Source organism: Photobacterium frigidiphilum (genome assembly GCF_003025615.1).
Taxonomy (GTDB): Bacteria; Pseudomonadota; Gammaproteobacteria; order Enterobacterales; family Vibrionaceae; genus Photobacterium; species Photobacterium frigidiphilum.
Window position 1 is genome coordinate 75,060 of sequence record NZ_PYMJ01000022.1, and the last position, 24,126, is coordinate 99,185.

General features: G+C 41.3%; 19 protein-coding genes and 1 pseudogene. 9 read left to right on the forward strand and 11 right to left on the reverse strand.

The genetic code is table 11. The annotated features are described in order from the left end of the window. Positions 1 to 134: 134 nt before the first annotated feature. Positions 135 to 1,703 (reverse strand): nitric oxide reductase transcriptional regulator NorR, encoded by a 1,569-nt coding sequence (gene norR / locus C9J12_RS19075; RefSeq protein ID WP_107244161.1) that lies wholly within the window; start codon positions 1,701 to 1,703, stop codon positions 135 to 137. Positions 1,704 to 2,034: 331 nt separating this feature from the next. Between norR and C9J12_RS19080 the strand changes: the two genes are divergently transcribed. After that, positions 2,035 to 2,937: a LysR family transcriptional regulator gene (locus C9J12_RS19080; protein WP_107244162.1), complete on the forward strand. Its 903-nt coding sequence runs from the start codon at positions 2,035 to 2,037 to the stop codon at positions 2,935 to 2,937. 113 nt (positions 2,938 to 3,050) lie between these two features. Then, a complete protein-coding gene (locus tag C9J12_RS19085; RefSeq protein ID WP_227876413.1) occupies positions 3,051 to 4,277 on the forward strand; it encodes a DUF3179 domain-containing protein in 1,227 nt (408 codons plus the stop codon). Positions 4,278 to 4,535: 258 nt separating this feature from the next. On the opposite strand, the gene C9J12_RS19090 is transcribed toward C9J12_RS19085, so the two are convergent. Beyond that, complete coding sequence (locus C9J12_RS19090) at positions 4,536 to 5,462, reverse strand: LysR substrate-binding domain-containing protein (RefSeq protein ID WP_107244164.1); 927 nt, start codon at positions 5,460 to 5,462, stop codon at positions 4,536 to 4,538. A gap of 92 nt (positions 5,463 to 5,554) precedes the next feature. Between C9J12_RS19090 and C9J12_RS19095 the strand changes: the two genes are divergently transcribed. Further along, a complete protein-coding gene (locus C9J12_RS19095; RefSeq protein ID WP_107244165.1) occupies positions 5,555 to 6,475 on the forward strand; it encodes a DMT family transporter in 921 nt (306 codons plus the stop codon). A gap of 361 nt (positions 6,476 to 6,836) precedes the next feature. Beyond that, positions 6,837 to 8,516, forward strand: coding sequence for a di-heme oxidoredictase family protein (locus C9J12_RS19100; protein ID WP_107244166.1), 1,680 nt, complete (start codon positions 6,837 to 6,839; stop codon positions 8,514 to 8,516). 81 nt (positions 8,517 to 8,597) lie between these two features. Here C9J12_RS19100 and C9J12_RS19105 read toward each other — a convergent pair whose 3' ends face one another. From C9J12_RS19105 to C9J12_RS19130, 6 genes are all read right to left on the reverse strand, one after another. Beyond that, complete coding sequence (locus C9J12_RS19105; RefSeq protein WP_107244167.1) at positions 8,598 to 8,786, reverse strand: FeoB-associated Cys-rich membrane protein; 189 nt, start codon at positions 8,784 to 8,786, stop codon at positions 8,598 to 8,600. A 10-nt stretch (positions 8,787 to 8,796) separates the two neighbouring features. Continuing rightward, on the reverse strand, positions 8,797 to 10,800 hold the full coding sequence (feoB, locus tag C9J12_RS19110; protein ID WP_107244168.1) for a ferrous iron transporter B: 2,004 nt from the start codon (positions 10,798 to 10,800) through the stop codon (positions 8,797 to 8,799). A gap of 145 nt (positions 10,801 to 10,945) precedes the next feature. Then, positions 10,946 to 11,230: a FeoA family protein gene (locus C9J12_RS19115; protein WP_011221893.1), complete on the reverse strand. Its 285-nt coding sequence runs from the start codon at positions 11,228 to 11,230 to the stop codon at positions 10,946 to 10,948. Positions 11,231 to 11,723: 493 nt separating this feature from the next. After that, complete coding sequence (locus C9J12_RS19120; protein WP_107244169.1) at positions 11,724 to 12,986, reverse strand: ABC transporter substrate-binding protein; 1,263 nt, start codon at positions 12,984 to 12,986, stop codon at positions 11,724 to 11,726. 83 nt (positions 12,987 to 13,069) lie between these two features. After that, complete coding sequence (locus tag C9J12_RS19125) at positions 13,070 to 14,515, reverse strand: ATP-binding protein (RefSeq protein ID WP_107244177.1); 1,446 nt, start codon at positions 14,513 to 14,515, stop codon at positions 13,070 to 13,072. A 145-nt stretch (positions 14,516 to 14,660) separates the two neighbouring features. Beyond that, positions 14,661 to 15,386 carry a response regulator gene (locus tag C9J12_RS19130; RefSeq protein ID WP_011221896.1) on the reverse strand — a complete coding sequence of 242 codons (726 nt, stop codon included), beginning with the start codon at positions 15,384 to 15,386 and terminating at the stop codon, positions 14,661 to 14,663. 664 nt (positions 15,387 to 16,050) lie between these two features. On the opposite strand from C9J12_RS19130, the gene hpf reads away from it, so the two are divergent. Beyond that, a complete protein-coding gene (gene hpf, locus C9J12_RS19135; protein ID WP_107244170.1) occupies positions 16,051 to 16,407 on the forward strand; it encodes a ribosome hibernation-promoting factor, HPF/YfiA family in 357 nt (118 codons plus the stop codon). Positions 16,408 to 16,564: 157 nt separating this feature from the next. Here the strand turns inward: hpf and C9J12_RS19140 are convergent, their stop codons facing one another. Further along, complete coding sequence (locus C9J12_RS19140; protein ID WP_107244171.1) at positions 16,565 to 17,014, reverse strand: Lrp/AsnC family transcriptional regulator; 450 nt, start codon at positions 17,012 to 17,014, stop codon at positions 16,565 to 16,567. Between the two features lie 178 nt (positions 17,015 to 17,192). Between C9J12_RS19140 and C9J12_RS19145 the strand changes: the two genes are divergently transcribed. The 4 genes from C9J12_RS19145 to C9J12_RS19160 all read left to right on the forward strand — a co-directional run bounded on the left by C9J12_RS19145 (position 17,193) and on the right by C9J12_RS19160 (position 22,019). Beyond that, the gene (locus C9J12_RS19145; RefSeq protein ID WP_107244172.1) at positions 17,193 to 18,110 is read left to right on the forward strand and encodes a DMT family transporter; all 918 of its coding nucleotides are present in this window, start codon (positions 17,193 to 17,195) and stop codon (positions 18,108 to 18,110) included. 168 nt (positions 18,111 to 18,278) lie between these two features. Then, positions 18,279 to 19,913: a sensor histidine kinase gene (locus C9J12_RS19150; RefSeq protein ID WP_170111822.1), complete on the forward strand. Its 1,635-nt coding sequence runs from the start codon at positions 18,279 to 18,281 to the stop codon at positions 19,911 to 19,913. A gap of 10 nt (positions 19,914 to 19,923) precedes the next feature. Continuing rightward, complete coding sequence (locus tag C9J12_RS19155) at positions 19,924 to 20,646, forward strand: LytR/AlgR family response regulator transcription factor (RefSeq protein ID WP_107244174.1); 723 nt, start codon at positions 19,924 to 19,926, stop codon at positions 20,644 to 20,646. Positions 20,647 to 20,804: 158 nt separating this feature from the next. Beyond that, positions 20,805 to 22,019 (forward strand): OFA family MFS transporter, encoded by a 1,215-nt coding sequence (locus tag C9J12_RS19160; protein ID WP_107244175.1) that lies wholly within the window; start codon positions 20,805 to 20,807, stop codon positions 22,017 to 22,019. 87 nt (positions 22,020 to 22,106) lie between these two features. Here C9J12_RS19160 and aguA read toward each other — a convergent pair whose 3' ends face one another. Then, a complete protein-coding gene (aguA, locus tag C9J12_RS19165; protein WP_107244176.1) occupies positions 22,107 to 23,198 on the reverse strand; it encodes an agmatine deiminase in 1,092 nt (363 codons plus the stop codon). A 33-nt stretch (positions 23,199 to 23,231) separates the two neighbouring features. After that, positions 23,232 to 24,017 (reverse strand): annotated as a pseudogene (locus tag C9J12_RS19170) (amino acid permease); the annotation flags it as partial. Positions 24,018 to 24,126: the final 109 nt, after the last annotated feature.

Genomic DNA, 24,126 nt, shown 5'->3' on the forward strand with positions numbered 1-24,126 from the left:
AACTAATAGCACTTAACGTGCCAACTTTTATCTTATTGATTTTTAATGCTTTTGTTTTTTGTCGGTATAACACTTGATGTGGTTATTACAACGCACCCGATGTAATAATTACATCAAGTGCGTTTATATTAATTTTATACTAGCTCTGCAGTACGTAATTCTTTGGGTTCAATGCCAAGCTTCTTCCCCATTTTGTATAAATTACCGCGATCCATCTGTAAAAAATCCGCTGCTTGCGCCCACACAAAGTTTGATTGCTGTAAGGCATGGGAAATAAGCTTGGTTTGATAAGTTTCAACGGCACCGCGTAGTTCAAACGATGTCGTGGGCAGATCATTTGCTTCTGATTCTGCCGAGTAGGAGTAAGTATGACTCACTTCATCAGACAGGTGTTCCTGTAAGATCAAGCTTTGCTGTGCCTGAATAGCCCGTAGGCCTGCACGCATTAAGGTATGTTCTAATTCTCGGACGTTACCAGGCCAACTGTAACCCGTTAGTGCAGTTAAGGCTTTTGGGTGTAATTGTAATTTAGCCACATTGAATTGGGTACGAACTCGGTCAAGTATATGCCCAGATAATACCGCTATATCACCTTGTCGATGACGCAGCGGGGGTACGTTTATTGGGAATACATTTAAGCGGTGAAATAGGTCACTTCGAAAACGACCTGCAGCGACTTCTTCGGTTAACTCACGGTTAGTGGCAGCGATAATGCGGACATTAACCATTAAGTTCTTATCTGCACCGACACGTTGCACTTCACCTTGTTGGATAACGCGTAGCAATTTTGCTTGCATTAATAAAGGTAACTCACCAATTTCATCTAAGAATATCGTACCGCCATCAGCCAGCTCAAATTTACCTGCACGATGGCTGTTTGCGCCAGTAAAGGCACCTTTAACATGACCAAACAATTCACTTTCAGCCAGTGACTCTGGTAGTGCGGCGCAGTTTACGTAAATCATCGGCTGTGTGGCGCGTGACGAATTTGAATGTACAGCATGAGCGACGAGCTCTTTACCTGTGCCTGTTTCACCACTGATGAGTACCGCATAATCAGAGTAGGCAACCATACTGATATTATCACGCAGGCTTTGGATCTCGGGGCTTACACCCACTAACTCGCCACCTTTTTTGCGCGCTTCTTGGATCAAGACTTGATTCATGTTTTTCTGTTGGCGATGGCTTTTTCGTAGGGCTTCAACTTGATTTACATTTCTAATTGTCGCCGCGGCTAACGCTGCAAAGGTCGCAACGGTAATATCATCAATGCTGTTAAAAGCCCCGACCTGCATAGCGTCAAGAGTGATAAGCCCGACTAAATGATCTTCAACATATAAACTACAACCCATACAGTCATGCACGTTTATCGAGCGGTTTGGATCATTTTTTAATAATCCATCAAATGGGTCGGGTAAAGTTGACGTTGCAGGAAATCGTACCGGCTCACGACTGGTTAAAATAGCGTGAAGACGAGGGTGTTGCTGCGGATCAAACTTCTGACCGAGTACTTCATCTGATAAACCATTGACGGCAGCTGCAGACAATAAACCAGAATCATCCAGAATAAACAAAGCACTAGCATCACAAGGTAGTACTGATTGCAGTGACTGCATTAAACGTTGGTAATGGTGCCCTGAAGGCAAGTTTAAATTGAGATCGAGTGCAATTTGTAACATTGCTTGGTCGAGAGTCGTTTGCATGCAGAAGCCTTAACATCGAGAGTGATGTGATTTTTACATCATGACGTAATGGCTGTAAATGGAAGTCTTTTGAAACGCCGCGATAACTGCGCTTTTGTTGATCTGGGCTAATTTAGCGCACATATCATTTACAATACGGCTTTAATGTAATGATGGCGTTTGGCGTTAATGGAATAATTGAGCAGTACCTGAGCGATTCAACAAAGCCAATAACGGGACATATATCCTCTGCTACCGCCCCTCTAATTGGTTAATTTTTAACAGTGATAACTATTCTGCAACAGAGGGACTGTGATAGACTTTATTGTTTCAGAACCAGGGGGTTAATCGTGTGAAACTGGATGATATGGAACTATTTGTTAAGGTAGTTGAACAAGGTAGTTTTACAAAAGCAGCCGACTATTGCGAGATCCCTAAATCAACGGTCAGCCGCCGTATTCGGGATCTTGAGCAAAGCCTGAAAACCCGACTATTAGAAAGAACAACCCGTCGCCTACACCTCACCGAAGTCGGTGAAGCCTTCTACCACAAAGCCCAGCAGATTTTAAAGGAAGTCGAGACCACTGAAAAAGAGATCGCCCAGAAGCAGGGGGATTACTCCGGTAAGCTTACGCTCTACGCGCCGGACTGCATTCTTGAACTCTGTGTTGATCATGTTGCACAATTCTGTCAGGACTACCCAGACATCTCTTTAAACCTTCATTCGGACTCCCAGCCTCAGCACTTAATGGCTGAAAAGCGCTTTGACTTACTGCTCAATATTGGCACCCAATCGGACTCTTCGTTTATCGCGCGCCCACTGGCAACATTAAGTTATGATTACTTCGCTAGCCCTGATTATCTAGCAATTGATGGCGAGCCCAAGACTCCCGCCGATCTTCACCAATTTTCTACCCTAACCCTGAACCAGAACAATCAAAAAGCGATGGAGTGGTACTTTAACCAACAAGAATTACCACTAACCCACAAATGTACTGTCGACTCACCTTATGTGCTAAGAGCCTTGGCTGTGGCAAATCAGGGAATTTGCTGTTTGCCAACCATCATGGTCAGCAACGAGGTTAAGGAAAACAAACTTGTCAGACTATTTGGCGGCCAATACGCATTTCAGCAAGTGCTTTACGGTGTCTACCATTCTCGTCGTTATGTTCCCAATAAAGTAAAGCTGCTTCTTGATGAGGTTGAAGCTCTTTTACAGGCTAGGATCGACTCGATCGAGGGGAGCATCGAGTAACACCATTCTTATTGTGCCATACTTTGGCACAGTTCATTCCAGCACAGACGGTTTATCTTCCAATTTGCCCGCTTTAGACTCACTCCATCAGTACTACCAGAGTGAATATAACAATGAAAGACATTATCAAAAAACACTCCAAGGGCATTTTCTGGGCCTGTATGATCCTCGCCCAGATTTGTGTTGGTTTCCTGTTTAAAGACTTGGCCGATATCAGCCAGTGGTTTATCCAGTCTCCCCGAGAAAGCACTATGTTGGTTTGGTATAACCGCTATCTACTTGCGTTTATCGGCTTGGTCGCATTTTTTGCCGTCCTTTATCTCAAATACAAACAACGCGACATCATCAACAATAAGCCACTGATTTTCCTTACCTTGCTATTCTGCTTCAATTTTTACAGCGGTATGATCAACCCGCATATCATGATGCGTGCGCGTATGGATAACGGCGTATTCGTGTCTGTTGAACAGGCAACCAAATACTATGCGCCTAACGAAAGCGTGATTGTTCTGGAAATCAACGGTAAGGCCCGTGCACACTCAGACAAGCAGCTGCTTCGACCTCACGTTGTCGGTAACGGCGAGCTAGGCGGTGAAAACGTCGTTATGACCTACTGCGGCCTAACCAACCTAGGTATGGCTTACACCCCGGAAATCAACGGTCAGAAACTCGATCTTGCGCCAATGAACCAATTGGAAAACAACCTGGTCATGTATGACAAAAATAGCGGCGAACCCATTCAACAGCTATGGGGACAAACAGAAGCCGATCGCAACAACAGTGTTGACGCTAAAATGCGCGAATGGCCAACCTACCGTATGCCATTTGAAAAATTTGCCAAGGCTTTCCCAGAGGGTGAGGTTTTTGTTAACGACTACCTAGTTGAGGATATGAAGGCATCATTCTGGGAAAACCCATTCCTAGCAATCTATGACCCTATTATGGAATTGATTTTCGACCATGCGATTGTCGATCAAGCAACCAGCGTCGACCCAACCTTCCCGACCATCAAACATATTGACACGCGTCTGCCTAACAAAGAGCTAGTTTATGGTCTGAATATCGGCGACGACTATGTAGCGTACACAGTGGATTTCGTTAAGTCTCACGACAAGCCAATCAATGCAACAGTTGGCGGAAAAGAGATTGTTGTCAGCTACGACTACAAGTTTGAAAGCCTAGGTATTTTCTACAACACAACAGGTGAAACGCTCACTGAAATTGACTTTTACGGTCAGACCCCATACGGGAAGCTACCACGAGTAGAAACCGTTAAGGCTGCCGCGTACTGGATCATCTGGGCTAACTTCTTCCCAGAAACAGATATCAACCGCGTTTAGTCATTCTTCTTTCACCCTCGAAGGACTTTAATGTAAGGCTTTGTTGAATAGCTCAGATAAGGCTCAATTATTCCATTAATTCTGAGTTCAGTTATCATGACCAACCTCTTTATACTGGTTAGCTGTTTAACATATGCCTTACAGACACAATGACACTAAACGCCATCATTTTAAGAAGCATACCTACGCGTTAAATAACAGGTGACTTTGTGACATGACATCCCGTCCTACTCATTTGAATAACAATACGGTGAGCGCCTATTTATTACCGTTACGTGTTTGTACCGATCCTATAAATTCTTTACGCAACCAAGAGCGCAATGTAAGTACACTTTCTTGGGTTAATTTTTCAGGCGGGCATACAAAATAAAAATCTTGATGTGGATTGGGCACAGCTTCACCCACCTTGGTTAATACACCATGACGAATATCATCACGCACAAATAGCTCATGTGTAATCAATACCCCCAAACGTCGAGTAATGGCTTGTACCGCTTGTATAGAAGCAGTAAAGGTTAAATTCTTCTGCTTCTTAGGCACAATAAAACCATTAGCTTCACACCATACTAACCAATCGTATTTTCGGCGCAGGTTCGTCACAAAGATAGCTGGGTATTTATCTAACAGGGCTGCAGGGGATTTATCATCTAACCCTTCAAGTAAATGCGGGCTACAGACCATAATTAGCTCATCACTCCCTAACTTTTCACAGTAATACACTTTCCATTCATCTGCTTTACCGTGAATCAGTGCGACATCGATACCTTCTCGATTCAGATCAAACGTCTGCGTTAAGTTCGAAATACGGACATCAATATGCGGAGCAATATCTTGAAATTCAGGTACACGAGGGATCCACCAATGCAAAGCTAGCGAGTGCACCATGTTAACCATTAAACGATTATGATTGATGTTATTGTGATGCATTAGCTCTTCACTGGCATCCACAATTTGTTCTAACGCAGGAGCGACTTTTCGATAATATTTTTGACCATTCTGGTTTAATTCAACCCGACGACCAACCCGACGAAATAAAGGTAAACTTAGCTGAGTTTCTAGTGCCTTTATTGCCTGACTTACTGCCGAGTGACTCACACTGAGTACCGCTGCAGCTTCAGTCATGCTACCCGTTTCTGCAACAGCCACAAAAGCATAAATAGATTTAAGAGGAATTAACTTTCTCATCTGTAAGTTTTCCTAACAGTTTAAGTTAATATTATTCGCTTTTTTGATGAGTGCAACCGTTCTACACTTTTTAGTCTCTAAGGAGTGGTAAAATGACAACTGACTTACGCCCTGTAATTTTCATGCTGATATCAACGTTTAGCTTATCTCTCAATAGCTTACTGGCTAAGTTTTTGAGTGATAGTTTAAGTATTGAAATGCTCAGCTTTCTACGTTTTTTATTTCCAGCTGTACTGTTGTTATGGTTAATGGCACTAACCAAATGGGCTGTTCCCGATAGAAAAATGTGGCAAGCATTAGGTTTACGCGCTTTTTGTATCGCAGCAAGCCAACTATGCTTTTTATTTGCAATCAATCGCCTTAGCTTAGTCGAAACGGTTGTCTTATTTAGCACCGGTCCTCTTTTTATTCCTTTGTTAGAAAAACTATTATTCAAAACACAAATACAAAGCGCCACCTTGATCAATTTAGCAATCACATTTACAGGTGTGCTTTTAATGGCAGGTAATACATCAGGAGTAGAATTAAAACCTGAACTTCTCGTGGGTTTAGGGGCTGGGGTATTTAATGCAGGCTCTCAAATAAGTTTGTACCGAGTGAGTAAAGGTTCGTTATCGCCTATTGCACTTAACGCTTGGGGCTTTCTACTTGCTGCGGTTATTACACTCCCTTTAGTTCTCTTTCAAACCAACAAATCAACACTTCAACAAACAGCAAGTGATATAGCTGATATACAAACATTATTATCTATGTTGATCTTACTGGCTGTGTGTATCGTAAATACCCAAATATTCCGAGTTAAGGCTTATCAATTAGCCAATTCAAGTTCACAACTCGCACCTTTAATTTTCACTAACTTGATATTTTCATCCGTTTGGCAAATCATGTTTTTCAACCAACCTTTAGAATGGAATAAAGTAACGGGCATAAGCTTAATTATTATTGCCACCTTACTTAATACTTTCCTTCCCTTAATTGTAAGGAAAATAAAAGTTCGACTCATAGAAAACTAGTCTACGATAAAAATATACCCGCACAATAAGTGCGGGATAACTAAAAAGTAAACAATCCATCCAATAATCAGACCATTGGATGATAATTAGTAAATTCTTACAATTAACACCCTTCTTAAAATAAACATACTTATTATCATTGTGATTTAATTATTAATTATATTAAAACCAATCTCACCATCAATAACATCATTCTTAACATTAATATAAAACCAACAATCAGCTTAATCCACATTGTTATAATCACTACACTGGTTATCCTTATTAATAACCGTAATAATTCACACAAAAAGGTGGCGACAATATAACGCTATCAAGAAGAACACCTCAGATTATTTAATAAAATCAAATAGGGGCAGTTATGATACACATTAAAAATAAAAGACAACGACGTCCAACAAGAACTTTGACTTCTTTACTTGTGCTATTTGCTATTTCGCAGGCCAACGCGTCTGGTTCGAGTGATTTAAATCAGAGTAGCCAAACGAATGAACCTCAATTAGAGCACATAGAACAATCTGACCTTAATACACTTGTTAGTAATGATCCTGCCGCAGCATTTATTACCGCCTTTGAAGTCGGTGACGAATTATTTGAAGTACCTGCAAATGAGCTAGATGGTGCAGGGGCAAATGTTGGAGGCGGTCAACGTTATGCGAAGTTTCCCCGAATGGATTTAGACGGTTACGGGGAATGGGCAAACCACACTCCAGCCCGAGTAACAGGTCCAAACTCTCAGGCTTGTATTGAGTGCCACTTCCAAGCGGTTAGTGATGGTTCAGGCCCTATTTCAGCCAATAATGTTCGCGATCCGAAGCGTACCGGAATGATAAGAGACTTCATTACTCGCCAGCCTCCGCATATTTTTGGTATTGGTGCGAAACAAAAACTAGCAGAAGAGATGACCGCAGAACTACTTGCAATAAAAGCTGCGGCTATCGCAAAAGCAACCAGTTATAACATTATGGTGACTAAAGATTTAATTGCAAAAAATATCTCTTTCGGAAAAATAAAAGCGAACCCAAACGGCAGCGTAGACACTTCGATGGTAGAAGGTGTCGATGAAGACTTGATCGTTAAACCCTTACAATGGAAAGGGGTTGAACTTAGTATTCGAAGCTTTGTTAGAGGAGCAGAAAATAACGAGATAGGGTTACAAGCAACAGAACTTGTGGGTAATTATGATGGAGACTATGATGGTATAATCAATGAAATTAGTGTCGGAGACATTACCGCGCTTGCTATTTACCAAGCAGGCCAACCTCGTCCAGTCACTAAAACAGAGTTAGCTGATCTTGGTTTAATGGAATTAAGCTACCAAGAAAAAGCGGATATTCTAAAGGGTAAAGATCTCTTTAACCAAGTGCAGTGCGCTTCTTGTCACGTACCAACCCTTTACCTTGATGACTCAATATTTAGTGAGCCAAGCCAAAGTGCCACGCACCGAGACGTCCTATTCCCTAACGGGGATTCACCTGCTAGCCACGGCTTAACACCGGCGAATGCTATCACCTTCGATTTAGCTGCTGACATGCCAGATAATATTATTACCTTGCCAAATGGCAATGTTGTACACCTTGGTAACTTTAAAAAAGACAATTATGGGCGTACCAGTGTTGATATATATTCAGACCTAAAGCGTCATGATCTTGGGTATGAAGTTGCAGAATCAGTCGATGAGGAAGGCACTGGTGCATCTGTGTTTATAACCCAACCACTATGGGGAGCTGGATCAACCGCACCTTACATGCATGATGGTCGCTCACCAACGATCACCGATGCCGTCATGAATCACGGTGGAGAAGCTGCAACCTCGCGTTCACTATTCAAGCAACTTTCTCCAACTTACAAGCAAGCACTCGTTGCCTATGTTGAAAATCATATTTTATTGTTAGCTGAGGAAGATGAAGAAGCAGCAGCTGAAGCTCCTATCTATTCTGAACCTGTCGCACCTACAGAACCTGAAGCACCTACTTATTCTGAACCTGTAGCACCTACTGCACCTGAAGAACCAGTCTACTTCCAAAGAACAAGACGATAACACTTCGAGTATTTGATACTAATAAGCCGAAAAGAGTGTATAAACTTTTTTCGGCTTATTTATTATTTAATGATGAAATTTTTATATCACTTGCTTGAGTTCTATTTTTTGGCCTATAAAAGGGGCTTTTTTCACTGCTTTAGCAGAGCTACATTGGCCACTCTCAGCGCATCCGATACAGGTTGAACCTTTACGCTTTTCACTGACTATTTTTAAAATAGCGAGCACAATAATCACAGTTATTACGAGAGATACAATTATATTTGTCATAACGAGTTCCCTATGCTGTATGCATATTTAACTTTTTTTGAGCCAAGCCTTCACCTTTATATATAAAGTAAAGCAAAGTCCCTACAAGTATCAAAGTAACCGCTAGGCCGTATATAAACCCTTGGCCTAATACTCCTGTTGTGATTAAAGTACCGATCTGATAAGTAATAAAGGCAACGACATAACCCATACCAAATTGGAATCCGATACCTGCCCATAGCCATTTTTTATCTTCCATTTCTGCGTTCATTGCACCTAAAGCAGCAAAACATGGTGGCGTAAATAGATTGAAGATCAAGTACGATAATGCAGCTACTGAAGATAAGCCCATAATGCTTGCAACATCTGAACCGCCAGAAATCAATGCAAGTTCTTCTGTATCAATAAAGTTAGTAATGCCATAAACAACCGCTAATGTGCCAACCACATTCTCTTTTGCAATAAACCCTGTGATTGCAGCTGCCGCCAATTGCCATACACCAAATCCGAGTGGTATTAACACTAATGCAAATGGTGATGCAATGCTTGCCAAGATACTTGTTCCAGCGGCACCTTCAGCAACCACCTCAAACTGCCAATTAAATGTTTGCATTACTTGTACAACGGCGTTACATAGCAGAATAATGGTACCCGCTTTAATAATAAATGCCTTCGCTCTTGAGAGAGTAGAAATAACGGCTCGTTTTACACTTGGGAATCGATATTCAGGTAATTCCATGATGAAGAATGAGCGCGCATTTTTTTCGCCCGTGATACGCACAACAACCAATGCACCAAAGGTGATGATAGCAATGCCTAGAAAGTACATAGATGTTCCAACCCATGCTGCATCATTGAAAAAGACACCTGCAAATAATGCAATGACTGGAAGTTTCGCACCGCAAGGCATGAATGGGGTTAACATCGCAGTTGTTCTTCTTTGTCTTTCGTTTTGTATTGTTCTTGTTGCCATGATGCCTGGAATTGCACATCCAGTACCAATAACCATTGGGATAATTGATTTACCAGATAAACCAAGATGTTTGAAAAAGCGATCCATAATGACCGCAACACGTGCCATATAACCACAATCTTCAAGTAATGCGAGCAAGAAAAATAGCACCATGATCAAGGGTAAGAACCCGACTACAGCGCCAACACCACCGATTATACCGTCTAACAGTAACGCGCCTAATACAGGTGAAACGTCGCTACCTAATAATCCTTCTACTAAACCGTAAAATGCATCAATCCAACCCACCAAAAGATCTGCTAAAATCGGCCCTAAATGGGTTTGTGAAATAGAAAATACACTCCACATGATCACTGCAAAAATAGGCAGTCCTAACCATTTATTAGCGACAACCCTATCGACAGTATCTTGTACTGTTTGTCTATTATTTTTGACTTCTCTTTGTTCTACTTTTTCTACGATGTTTTTTACAAATTTAAAGCGTTTAATATCTGAAGCTTCGACTAATTTAGCATTGCTTAAATCAACATCATCACTAACGAAAGGCACAGTTTGGTGTTTGCCTGTAAGCTCAATGGCTGTAGATACAACATTATCTAAACCATTTTTAGCGCTTTTTGTAGAGGTCGTTTCAACGACAGGGCATCCCAGCAATTTACTTAATGTTTGAATATCAATGATTGTTTTTTTGCTTTTGGTTAAATCACTTTTATTCAGTGCCACTACAACCGGAATATTAAGCTCTAAAAGTTGAGTAGTGAAAAATAAACTACGACTTAAATTTGTGGCATCGACAATATTAAGGATCACATCTGGCTTTTCATTCTTCACAAAATCTCGCGTAATCGCTTCTTCTGAAGAAAAAGGTGACATTGAATAAGCGCCGGGTAAATCAACGACAGTAATTTCAGCATCCGTTTTATTAAACGCTTTCTTTACTAGTCCTTCTTTTTTATCTACGGTAACTCCCGCCCAGTTGCCAACATGGGCGGTCTTCCCCGTTAACGCATTGAATAAAGTGGTTTTTCCACTATTAGGGTTACCTGCTAATGCTATTTTCAAAACAAATTTCCTTATAATATACAGTAATGATAATAACAATGATGATGATAATCATTACTATAGGTAGGCATGACAATCCTCCGCTGGATTGATTGTCACCTTAAGATTGCCAAGCGTTAATCGCTTGTATTTTTATATATGAACGTTAGACGAGCACAGCTTGTGCTAAGTCACTTCCGATACTGTATCTCGCATCTTTAATGCTGATGACGTAACTCTCTGACAGTATCGAAATCAATGTGATGGTTTCACCTTTAAAACACCCCAGTGTAAATAGGAAGTTTTCAATGTCGGCATCGCCTGCAACCACACCTTTAATAAGGTATTCTTGATTCACTTTTGCCTGAGATAAGTTTTGAGCTGTTTGGTGTGTAGTTTCTAAGTCTTCTGATGATAATGTCATTGCGTCATTAAATATTGTACTGTTCATAATTACTTATCCAGATATAGCATTTTTAGCCTTCGCGTATCTCTCTGTTCTGACTAACGTCATAAAAACACTGACTAAATGATAACTATTATAGTTTGCATTCATCTTACTATGTTCACTCTTTAATCTATTGATACAGATCAATACCTCTTTAGTGGTGAATTATATTTTTGCGAAAGTGGTGCTAGAAGATGTTAGGCAAATGCATGCCAAGCCGCTAACGAAGCGTACATGGCGCAGGTTTTGCGAGGGTATCAAAGTGATGCGCCGTTAGGGATGTCGCTGATTTTGAGCCCAATAAGCTTTTTGTAAGGAGAGATCCACCTTTATGAATCGCCTCTTCAATGTTGAGGTTGTTTACCCGTAATCATTGAGCTCATCACTGGGTAGATCTGCCTTATCTGATTATTTGCAACAATTCCACTATTCAAGCGCAGTTGATGTGCGCTTTCGTTATGTATCTCGTAATCTATAGAACTACCATAAAATCACATTACATTGCCGCTTTAACAGCCCGTGAAAGCTTATGCGCGGCTTCTTTAGGATCTGCATTTTTCTGGTTGAAGAAAGTGCTGACCACGTCAAAGATGGCGCTTTGTACATAACTGGTCGTCGATAACCCTTGCGACATACTTGGCACTAAGTCACCACTTTGTGCGGTTGCTTTAAAGGCTGCCATCGAGTCAAGTGCACACTGATCAAACTTTGCCATGTTCATATCGGTTCGAACTGGTATCGACCCTTTATTTAAATTAAATATTTGCTGAAAATCTTTGGTCATGATTGTTTTCGCAAGGTCTTTCTGTGCTTGCTTATCTTCTTCTGCACCGCTGAGTTTGAAAAAAGCAAAGCTATCGATATTAAAGGTGAATTGATTTGTTGTACCTGGGGCAGGGGCACAAATATAATCTTTCCCCTGCACTTTTCCTGCTTCTGCAAATTCACCTTTGGCCCAGTCACCCATGATTTGCATGGCCGCTTCGCCTTTAATAACCATCTCGGTTGCTGAGTTCCAACGACGCCCCCCCGATCTGGGATCGATATAGTTTTTCATTCTTTGAAACTGTGTAAATACATCCACCATTTTTTCGCCAGACAATACATCCATATCTAGCTCAACAAAGGCCTTATTGTAATCTTCAGAACCCAGAACGGCTAAAGCAACTGTTTCAAATAATGTGGCGTCTTGCCAAGCTTGCCTACCATGAGCCAGTGGAATAATGCCAGCCGCTTTAATCTTATCTGCGACGTCAAAAAACTCATCAAGTGTGGTAGGAACCGTCACCCCCACTTTCTTAAATACAGCAGGATTCGCCCATAACCAATTCACCCGGTGAACATTAAAAGGCACGGCCACATAGGTGCCATCGTATTTCATGATATTCGCAACAACAGCGGGAATAACCTGATCCCATTGTTCAACTTGCGCTACATCATTAAGGCTAGTAAGAAAGCCTAACCGTCCCCACTCTTGAATGTCATGTCCTTTAATTTGCGCAGCAGAAGGCGGGTTGCCTGATACTGCACGCGTTTTCAGTACCGTCATGGCACTTTCACCACCACCACCCGCGACGGCAAAGTCTTTCCAACTGTTACCTTGCTTTTCTATCTTTCGCTTGAGTACATCAACAGATTTCGCTTCACCGCCAGATGTCCACCAGTGAAGTACTTCCACCTCACCAGCATGGCTATTGGTTGCCATACCTGAAAGCGTGAGAGCAAATGTAATACTCAGCAATGTTCGGGATAATTTCATGTCTTGCTCTATATGCTATAACCACAATAAGACGTTCTTATGTGGAATGTGTACTTGAAATGACTTCTCTTTAAATAGAGACCCTAAACAGTTTTAATTAATCGCGGAATAAAGACTTTGACCTCTAATCCACCTTGATCTGAATTATGGATAGTGAGATCGCCTCCGTGGGCATGCAAGATATTCCGAGCAATCCCCATGCCTAAGCCGTGCCCTTCATCATCTTTCGCTACACGAAAATAAGGTTCAAACACATCTTCTAATAATGCTTCTGGAATACCATCGCCTTGATCTTTTATGATTAATACGACGTCTTCAGGCTCATCTGAAATAATTAGCTCAACGTGCTTTCCGTATTTCACACCATTATCAATAAGATTACTTAGACACCGCTTCAAGGCGAGGGGCTTACCCATTAGAGGCGACACCTTGGTATCAGGAATCACCACTCGAATTTGTCCTGTGTTATGACGTTCCGCAATACTGTGCAGCATTTCAGACAGATCCACTTTAACGAGGTTTTCATGTAAATCGGTATCTCGCACAGTTTGCAGCGCCCCTTTTACCATCATCTCTAATTCATCAAGATCGCGGTTAAACTTCTCAATTTTGGTGTCATCATCCATCAATTCCACCCGTAAACGCAACCGCGTTATCGGTGTTTTTAAATCATGAGAAATCGATGAAAACAGGTGTTCACGGTCGTCTATATAACGTCGTAACCTCTGCTGCATCCGGTTGAATGCTTGAGTTGCCGTTACAAGTTCACTCGCCCCTTCTTCTTTTAGAGGTGGCTGATAAATATCTAAACTCAATGCATTGGCAGCATTCGCTAACCGCTTTAATGGCTTGGTTTGACGACGGATCATTAAGTAAGTGAAGAAAAGCAATAATGCGGTAATGAAAACCAAGAAGATAACTTGCTGCTTAGTAATAATTTCATCTTCGAGTGTCACGTAAGGGGCTGGCAATAACGCTGCAATATATAACCACTCATTTTCAGCAAGCTCAATTTGCACCACTAAGATGGGCGGATTCAATGGCTCTAAGCTCAATGTGTAGTGTGCCCAAGACGGTGGTAAATCACTCAGTAAAATATCATTTTTTAAGACATGTAATGTTTCAGGTCGTGAAAATTCCACTTTGATTTCATCAAGTCTTGGTAACTTTTCACTCAATACATTTTCAAAGACTGTAACAGCCGTATTTTTCATCACAGAGTTAGGAATGGGTGTAATGAGAATTTCTTCGGTATTAAAGGAGACAAAAAAACGTGTGCCACCCATATTCCGTAATTGGTCTAAAACAATATGACGATATTCTAATGGCAAGGATTGAAAGAAATTAACCGTAGAGGCAAACATGTTAGCCATACTGGCCGAGGTAGATTCTAAGCCTTCAAGATCACGTTGTTTTGATTGACCATACCAAATCATGGTCGCAATCATTTGAGCAAGAAAGACAGCCAGAAGTGTAAACCACAGCGTGCGAGCCAATAAAGACTTCGGCCAAAGAGATTTCAATGTCATTTGAATAGTCGCCTTTTGCAATAAACCACTCATACCTGAAATACCAAAAGTATCAAAACACGTCTGGATTGTTTATCGAAAAAAAGAAGATGGGAGCCAACCTAAGCGTGATTGTCTTTCGGCTGGCATTATAGAAAAATGAAGTCTAGCTTTCGTATTTCACTTCAGGGATGAAGATATAGCCATTACCACGGCTTGTTTTGATAATACGCTGCGTTTTGCCTTTATCGCCTAAACGTTGACGTAATCGGCTTAATTGCACATCAATACCACGCTCTGATGGTAAGGCTTCTCGACCACGTGTGGCACAAGAAATCGTATCGCGATCTAAAATTTCATTAGGGCGCGACAAAAACAACATTAACAACGAAAAATCACTGCCAGTTAACTCGTAATCTTTGCCCTTTTCTAAATCATATAAACGATGAGAAGCCGTCTCTAAACGCCAATGAGAGAACAAAATAGACTTGGGTGTTTCAGGCATTTTCTGCGTGACGGTTGGTTTAACACGACGCAATAATGCTTTAATACGTGCCATTAACTGCCTAGGACTAAAAGGTTTCGCAATATAATCATCTGCACCGAGCTCTAACCCAATGATCTGATCCATTTCATCCGACACGGCTGTCAGCATAATAATTGGCACATCCGACGTTTTACGAATGTATTGGCACAAAGTGAACCCATCGTCACCCGGCATCATCACATCCATTAAAATTAAGTCAGGGTATCCACCCGCTAAACGGCGCTTCATTTCTTCACCTTCAGCTGCGGTGGTGACAGTAAAACCAGACTTGGTCAAATACTCGTCTAAGAGCTCGCGAATCTCCTGATCGTCATCAACGACGAGCACCTTTTTGTTCGCAATCATTATGGAATTCCTTCTAACCTAGCAACATTACACGGTTGATTAACACAGAATTGATAGTGTTAATCAATGTTAAAGGGAAATCACTGCAAACTGATAGAAACTTTGACTTAGACAGTGTTTTTTTAAAGCAAATAATCGCTCAAACGAATTTTCGCGGCTTTTACAACCAAAATGACAATCACTGTACCAGTCAAATAAACAACCATGTGCATAGGTGTTGTTAACTATAAATTAGATAAAAGCACAATCATCCACACCATACCGAAAGAATTCATCTTGGCTCCTATCAACAATTGAACCCGCTTGAACACTATTTTTACAATAATTCATCTTTGAACAAAGAAGCTCAAAAAAATAATGCGATTCATTCTCATAAAAATCGAACCTATTATAGCAATCACCTGTCTAACCAAAGTATTCATACAAAAGACAGTGATAATTTAATCTTTTGTTAATCAATAAGTTAAATGTAATCTGAACAACGTGCCATAGATAAATCGTGCACGTTATCAACGTGTTAGACGTGAAAAGTTCACCTTGATTACTGTGGTCATTTTGCCAGCAATCTCGATCAACTCGTCATTTTTGACCGTTTGTGTTCGTAAATAACATTCATTTTGCTATAACTTAATTACAGGCTAACAAGTAAGAGAGAAGTGACTTTATGAAAATAAACATTCAAAATCACCATGTGTCACTAGGTGACGAGACAAGAATAGACATTGAAAGTAAATTCAGCAAAATCGTCTCTCATTTCCCAGATCTAGTAAGCTCAGACATTATTATCACGAAAGAACATAACCAACACCGCGTAGAAGTATTTACTAATTATGAGGGTGTACGAGTTTCAGCAAAAGCAACAGAAAGCGTAATGTACCCAGCAATTGCTGCAGCATTGAAAAAGCTAGAAACAGGCTTACATAACCGAAAAGGTCAATTAAAAGCAGACCTACACGCAAAGCCAACTAGCACAAAACCTGAAATTGCTTCAGATATCATCCAAGAGATGAAACTAGTTTAATCACTCACAGATTGATTAATAAATGGTTGTAAGTTCGATCTCACACGAGGTTGGACTTACATAAAGTAGAACGACATATAACTAATTCCCCTTCTCTACATTCGCATCGCATCGCATCGCATCGCATCGCATCGCAAATGATACCTACGACTCATCTTTATAACGGTAATGGTGTTCCCGATTTAACCGGTCTAATCGCTAAATTAGTATTAATGTCTTTTACCATACTTAACGTTTGTAGCTTTCGCATAAACGATTCGTAATGGGTCAAATCTTTACTCACCACTTCCAGTAAATAGTCGTATGACCCCGAAATCACATGGCAACTGATCACTTCTGACATGCAATTCACCGCATTTTCAAATTCACTAATGGCTTGGTCGCGGTGGTTACTTAGGCTTACATTGACAAAAAATGTCATCATCAAACCCAGCTTTTGCCGATCCAGTTTTACTTGGTAACCCGAAATAATCCCGTCTGATTCCAACTTTTTAATTCGACGAGCACAAGGAGACGTCGATAGCCCGACACTCTCGGCAATATCAGCCGTTGTTTTGCGAACATCGCTCTGAAGTTCAGTCAATATTTGCTTATCTTTTTTATCCACCAGCTTATCCCTTTTCTAGTTTTGATAAAAATAGCCAATTTATCATTCTATATTAGAAACTATCACCAATATTGAGTAACAACCAACACTACTTTGCCAACATTACCCTACCGTTGTTACCGATAATAAAGTACTGCACAAGCTGTGCTATCAATTATCGATATGAGAATGGTGAGACATGGAAATCCAAAAAAGAAAAGAATTCGGCTTAGGTTTAATGGCGATGGGGGTGACATTGCTGATTTGGGCAAGTTTTTTCATCTCACTACGCGCATCAAGCCAATCAGCACTCACTATTGGGGATATAGCACTGTTACGCTTCTTACCTGCCGCATTAGTTTTTGGCTGGCTTGCTTTACCTAAAGCAATAAAAATCAAACAAACCCCGAAACGCTATCTGCTTGCTATCGCATTGGGTGCTGGCTTACCCTTCTTATTATTAGCTGCCAATGGACTACGCCTAGCACCCGTTGCTGATGGTGCATCTTTGATTCCTGGTATCTTGCCCTTGTTCGTAACGTCTATTGCGGCTATTTGCTATCGGGAACGTATTTCTTCAATGCGAAAAGCCGGCATTATGCTGATATTTCTTGGTATTTGCCTGTTTCTAGCAACCTCTCTATTAAGTGGAAGCGGTCAAATCGCCACGGGGCATGCATTGCTATTAATGGCGAGCTTCAGTTGGGCGTGGTTTACTATTGCGATGCGAGTATCGGGCTTAACCCCTATTGAAGGCGGGGCGGTATTATCACTCTCGGCATGTATCTGTTTACCTGTTTTGTACTTATTGGGTTTCGTTGATTTTAACTTACTGAATGCACCTAGCAGTGAGATTGCTTTTCATTTTATGATCCAAGGTATTGCCGCCGGGCTTATTGCGAACTTCACTTTTGGCTATGCTATTTCACGTTTAGGCGCTGAAATGAGTGCCGCACTAGGATCATTTACCCCTGTGTTAGCCGCTTTAATTGCCGTGCCTATGTTTACTGAGTCACTGAATATGAATACCATTTTGGCGATGATGCTGATAGTTCTAGGGGCTATTTCAGCCAGTGAGATAATTACAACCAAGAAGGTCGCAATAAAAGTGGGTTAATTAACATTAACTCTTACCTAAAAAATCACGGACACACCATTTCAGCAAACTATCTTTTCAAGCCCCACAACTTGTGGGGTTAAAGACACGCCCCATGTACAATCAAAACTAAACATCTCTTCTATCCACCCCACACTAAGGCTTTTCTCTGTGTACACCGAACAATTTATGATGCTGCTGGCGGTATTTGAACGCGCAGCACTGATGCTAATGGCATTATTTTTCTTAACGCGTACCAACCTATTCCAACATATTGTTATCAAAACCCAACGACACCCCGTTGAAACAGCACTCATCTCTGCACTGTTCATTCTATTTGCTGTTTTTAGTACCTACACGGGCGTCAATGTTGATGGTTCACTCATTAATGTTCGTATTATTGCGGTCTTGTCTGGTGGGATCATTTTTGGTCCTTGGGTGGGTATTCCTGCTGGCATTATTTCAGGCTTACACCGTTACCTTATCGACATGGACGGCCCCACCTCGGTAGCTTGTTTAATTTCCAGTACGATTGCGGGCCTATTGGCAACATGGATTCATTTTCGATGCCACAAAAAATCGTACGCAAAATGGGGGATTCTTGCAGGTATGTTCTGTGAAATCTTAACCATGATTTTAATTGTGAGCTTGTCTGAAGATAAGCAGTTGGCTTATACCATTGTGGAACATATTAGCGTACCCATGATCGCAGGGGCGGTGTGCATTGGGCTTATTATCAAATTGGTTCAAGATTTAGATGAAGAGAAAGATTTAATCGCAGCCAAACAAGCAAAGCTTGCCCTCGATATCGCCAACAAAACCCTGCCTTATTTTCGAAATAATCATCGAGATTCGCTAACGAAAGTATGCGGTATTATTCGTGAGGAAACCCAGGCAGATGCCGTCGCTATTACCGATGTTAAAGACGTATTAGCTTACGTCGGTATAGGGCAAGAAAACTACTTGGATGCCTACCATAAAATCAGTTTGATGACCCAACAAGCCGTCAATACTGGCGAGCAAATCATTAGTAATAATCTTAATGTGCACGGCTTTCATTCACTGTTAATTATTCCACTGTGGGAAAACGGTGCCGTTAGCGGTACGTTAAAAATATTCTACCACCAGCCACACCGCATTCGGCCGTCATTACGTGAAATGACCATAGGCTTATCGCAATTGATTTCCACTCAGATGGAAGTCTCACGTCTTGAACAGTTAAAAGCCATGACCAGCAAAGCAGAGCTTTCTGCACTACAAAGCAAAATTAATCCGCATTTTTTATTCAACGCATTGAATGCGATTTCAACGTTAGTGCGTATTCATCCTGATAAAGCCCGTCAATTGATTGCTAATTTAGCGGATTTTCTGCGATATAACCTCGAACGTAATAATGACTTGATCGATATCCAAGAAGAGTTACAACAAGTAAGAGATTATGTCGCCATTGAGCAAGCTCGCTTTGGTGACAAGCTAGAAGTAACGTTTGATGTCGATGATGTGCATCCCACTATTCCCTGTTTATTAATTCAACCGCTGGTAGAAAATGCGATTCAGCATGGTATTCAGCCTTCTCGTCAGCCCGGTAAAGTGAATATTTCGGTAAAGCGGGATGCTGAACGATTCAAAATAACTATTCAAAACACAGGAATAGGGATTAGCCAAAATGCCATTGATAAGCTCTATAACGGCACGATGGAAAGCCACCATATTGGTTTAATGAATGTACATCAGCGGATCTCATTATTGTATGGCGAAGGTTTATACATCAAACGTCTTGAGCAAGGCACAGAAGTCGTATTTTACGTCAACGAATTGAAATAAAGGTCGCACCATGTTGAAAGCCCTAATCGTAGAAGATGAATATTTAGCAAGGGAAGAGCTGACGTATTTAATTGAGCGCCATAGTAACATCCAGATTATTGCTACCTTTGAGGATGGTTTAGAGGCCTTTAAGTATCTCCAAACCCATAAGGTCGATATTGCTTTTTTAGACATTAATGTGCCGTCGATCGATGGCATGTTGCTAGCACGTAACATTCATCAATTTTCTGAAAAGCCGCATATTGTATTTACTACAGCCTATAAAGAATTTGCGGTCGATGCTTTTGAACTTGAAGCCTTTGATTACATACTAAAGCCACTGAACGAAAAACGCATCATCGGGTTATTAGCCAAACTAGAAGCAACCCATCAATGCCAAGTAACCTCCCCCGAAAAAGTCAGGGCTAAAACCATTAACTTGGTTAAAGACAACCGCATTTTCGTTACCGCTGTCGACGATATTTATTATGCTATGGCCAATGAAAAAGTAACTAATGTATTTACCAAGGAAGGTGCTTTCATTGTCCCTTTCACCATGAGTGAATTAATTAATCGCTTACCTGAAAACAGTTTTTTCCGCACCCATCGTTCTTACTGTGTGAACATAGAAAAGATTCAAGAAATCATTCCTTGGATAAACTGCACCTACCAACTTAAAGTGCACGATATCGGTAGTGAAATACCAGTGAGTCGTAGCAATATAAAAGCATTTCGTGAATTAATGAAATTGTAATTCATGCCGCTATATTGCACTTCATTCCGCACTTATTGCATTTCATTTTTTATTCTTTTCGCCCTATTGTTATCTCCAACGTACACCGTATTTTAGTGGCTTAACAAGGTGACAAACACGTCACCTTAACGCTTTTAAATTCGTTGGAGATTAACGTTATGGCGACTCAGATATCAAACCGAGATCGACTCTTTACGTTGCTTGGCACTATCATCACCCAATTTGCTTTAGGGTCGGTGTATACGTGGAGTCTATTTAACTCACAGCTGGCAGACAAGCTATCAGAGCCTGTTAGCCGTGTGGCTTTTTCTTTTGGTATTTTAAGTTTAGCGTTAGCCGTTGCATCATCGCTATCTGGTAAATTACAAGAACGCTTTGGTGTACGTAAAGTCACTATTTGTTCTGGCCTATTATTGGGTGCAAGCTTATTGCTGACAGCCCATGCATCTAACCTTATTTTATTGTATGTCTTCGCGGGTTTGTTAGTGGGCTTTGCCGACGGCACCGGTTACCTGATGACCTTATCGAACTGTGTGAAGCTCTTTCCCGAGCGTAAAGGTTTGGTCTCTGCTTGTGCCATTGGTGCTTACGGTTTAGGTAGCCTTGGGTTTAAATACATCAATATGTATTTCCTAACGAATACCGGATTAGAAAATACTTTTAACACTTGGGGAGTGATTGCCATGGTCATGGTCATTATTGGTGGCCTAATGATGAAAGATGCCCCTAAACAAGAACAACAAAATACTGCAGAAACGCCTGTTCGTGATTACACCCTAGCAGAGGCAGTGAAATGCTCACAGTTCTGGATGCTAGCGTTGGTATTTCTAACTGTTTGTATGAGTGGCTTGTATGTTATTGGTGTCGCGAAAGATATCGGTGAGAGTTATGAGCATCTTCCTATGGCAATCGCTGCAACATCAGTCGCTATTATTGCCGTCGCGAACTTAAGTGGCCGTTTAGTGCTGGGAATTCTTTCAGACAACATTAGCCGTATTAAAGTGATCGCTATTGCACTCTTCATCTGCTTAATCGGTGTGTGTGCGCTACTTTTTGCTCACCAAAGTACAGTTAGTTTCTATTTTGCAGTCGCATGTATTGCATTTAGTTTTGGTGGCACGATTACCGTGTTCCCATCATTGATCAGTGATTTCTTCGGCTTAAACAACCTAACGAAAAACTACGGCTTAATTTACCTTGGCTTTGGTATCGGCAGTATTGTTGGCTCTATTGTCGCCTCACTCTTCGGTGGATTCGTAGCAACCTTCTACCTTATGTTGGCGCTATTAGTGATCTCGCTCATCATTGCGCTCACTATCAAGCTTCCTGGTTCACAGCAAGATAATCTTCCTGACCAACCAATTATGGCTTAACCCTTCACCACAAAAAATCAAAAGAGAGAGCCAATTGCTCTCTCTTTTTTTCCACCCTATCTTCTCAATGACGAATAGATTACTTCATTAAACCTTAGGAATTTGTTGGGTAATACAGTGAATATTTCCGCCACCCAATAATATTTCACGCGCATTCACCCCCGTTACTTCATAGTTTGGATATAAATCAGCTAACAACAGCGCGACGTCTTTATCATGTACTTCATCCAATAACGGATAAATAACATGATTATTTGAAATCAGGTAGTTTGCATAAGATCCCGCTAAACGCTCGCCAGGTACTCGCTCCATCCCTTCTGATACATCGACACCATTCGCTTCATCTTCTGAAATATACAGTGGGCCCGGCATCGGCAGTTTATGGATTTTAATCTGGCGACCTTTGGCATCAGTCTCGGTCAATAATACGTCCATCGCTTTTCGTGAAATAAGATACTGAGGATCCGTTTCATCATCACACCATGTCAGTGCAATTTCACCTGGGCGTACAACGTGAATCAAGTTATCAACGTGACCGTTAGTCTCATCGTTATACAAACCTTGGGGTATCCATATTACCTTCTCAATAGAGAGATTTGATTTCAGTACATCTTCAATCTCTTCACGAGTTAAATCAGGATTACGGCTTGGGTGAAGCAAGCATTCTTCAGTGGTGTATAACGTTCCTTCACCATCCACATGAATAGAGCCACCTTCTAGTACGATAGGAGCACGATAGCTATCATCGCCTAACGTTTCACACACTTTTCGTGCGACAGCGTCGTCTTTATCCCATGGGAAATAGAGCCCATCAACCAATCCGCCCCACGCATTAAAGTGCCAATCAACACCGCGTCGTTCACCATGATCATTCACCACATACGAAGGGCCGATATCACGCATCCAAGAATCATCGGTACTCATTTCTAGTACCTGAATATAACTCGGTAATACTACGCGGGCATTTTCAAACTGCTCGGCACTTACCACCATAGTGACCGGTGTTGTTTTCGCAATGGCTTTGGCGACTTCTACAAATGTCGCTTGCGCGGGTTTTGCACCATAACGCCAATTATCGGTACGCTCTGGCCATGCCATCCATATAGCAGATTGAGGCTCGTGCTCTGCTGGCATTCTAAATCCATCTTGCTTTGGGCTTGTGCTTAATTGTTTAGTCATGATATTCACCTTTATAATTTATATATACCATCGCTATGCAGTATGTTCTTGGTAATCTTCTGATTTATTGGCTTGTTTTTTCTTAGCTATAGCCAACTTCAATAAATATTCGCCAATCGCAATAGTCAGCAACACACCAATTAATACGGGTGCGCTATATGTCCAATTAACAGTGAATGAAATTAAATCAGGGAAAATGAACAACACGACAGCCTGTGCAATAGTAAGGAAACACACAATGCTTAATAACCACTGCACGCCCATGCCACCAGGTACACGGAAAGGACGCTCACATTGGCTATCACTAATACGTAACTTCAAATACGACGGGAACATGAATAAATAAGGAAGTAGGAAAATACAGCTCGAAAATGCAAACACTGACCAGAATAATTCATCACTGCTTTGGGCAAAGATGGCATACGCTAAGATAACTGCAGTCGAGAGTGCACCGGTAATATTATTAGCACCGATAGGGGTATCATGCTTTTTAGACATCTTACCGACGACATCAGGCAGTTCGCCTTCACTTGCGGCTTCTGCTGCTGCACGGCTTGCACCCATTGTCCATGTCACCATATTACCAATGAAGGTCAGCAGTGCCATTGTGCCGATAATATAGACCATCATCTGACCAAAATCACCTTCACCAAACAATTTACGTAACGTATCGATAATACCAGCAACTAGGCCAATATCTTGAACGGGCAATGCCATCAAAATACCAACAGTACCAAATACATAAAGAAAGGCTGTAATTATTGCGGCAAGAAAAATGGCTTTTGGCATGTCACGTACATCTTGCATATTTTCATCCATCCCGATCGCTCAATAACACTGATGCCGATCAGCCAATACCATTCATGGCGATCACCTAATAACATCGATGCCGATCACTTTGGTTAAAAATGTTATTGAGCGATCGACT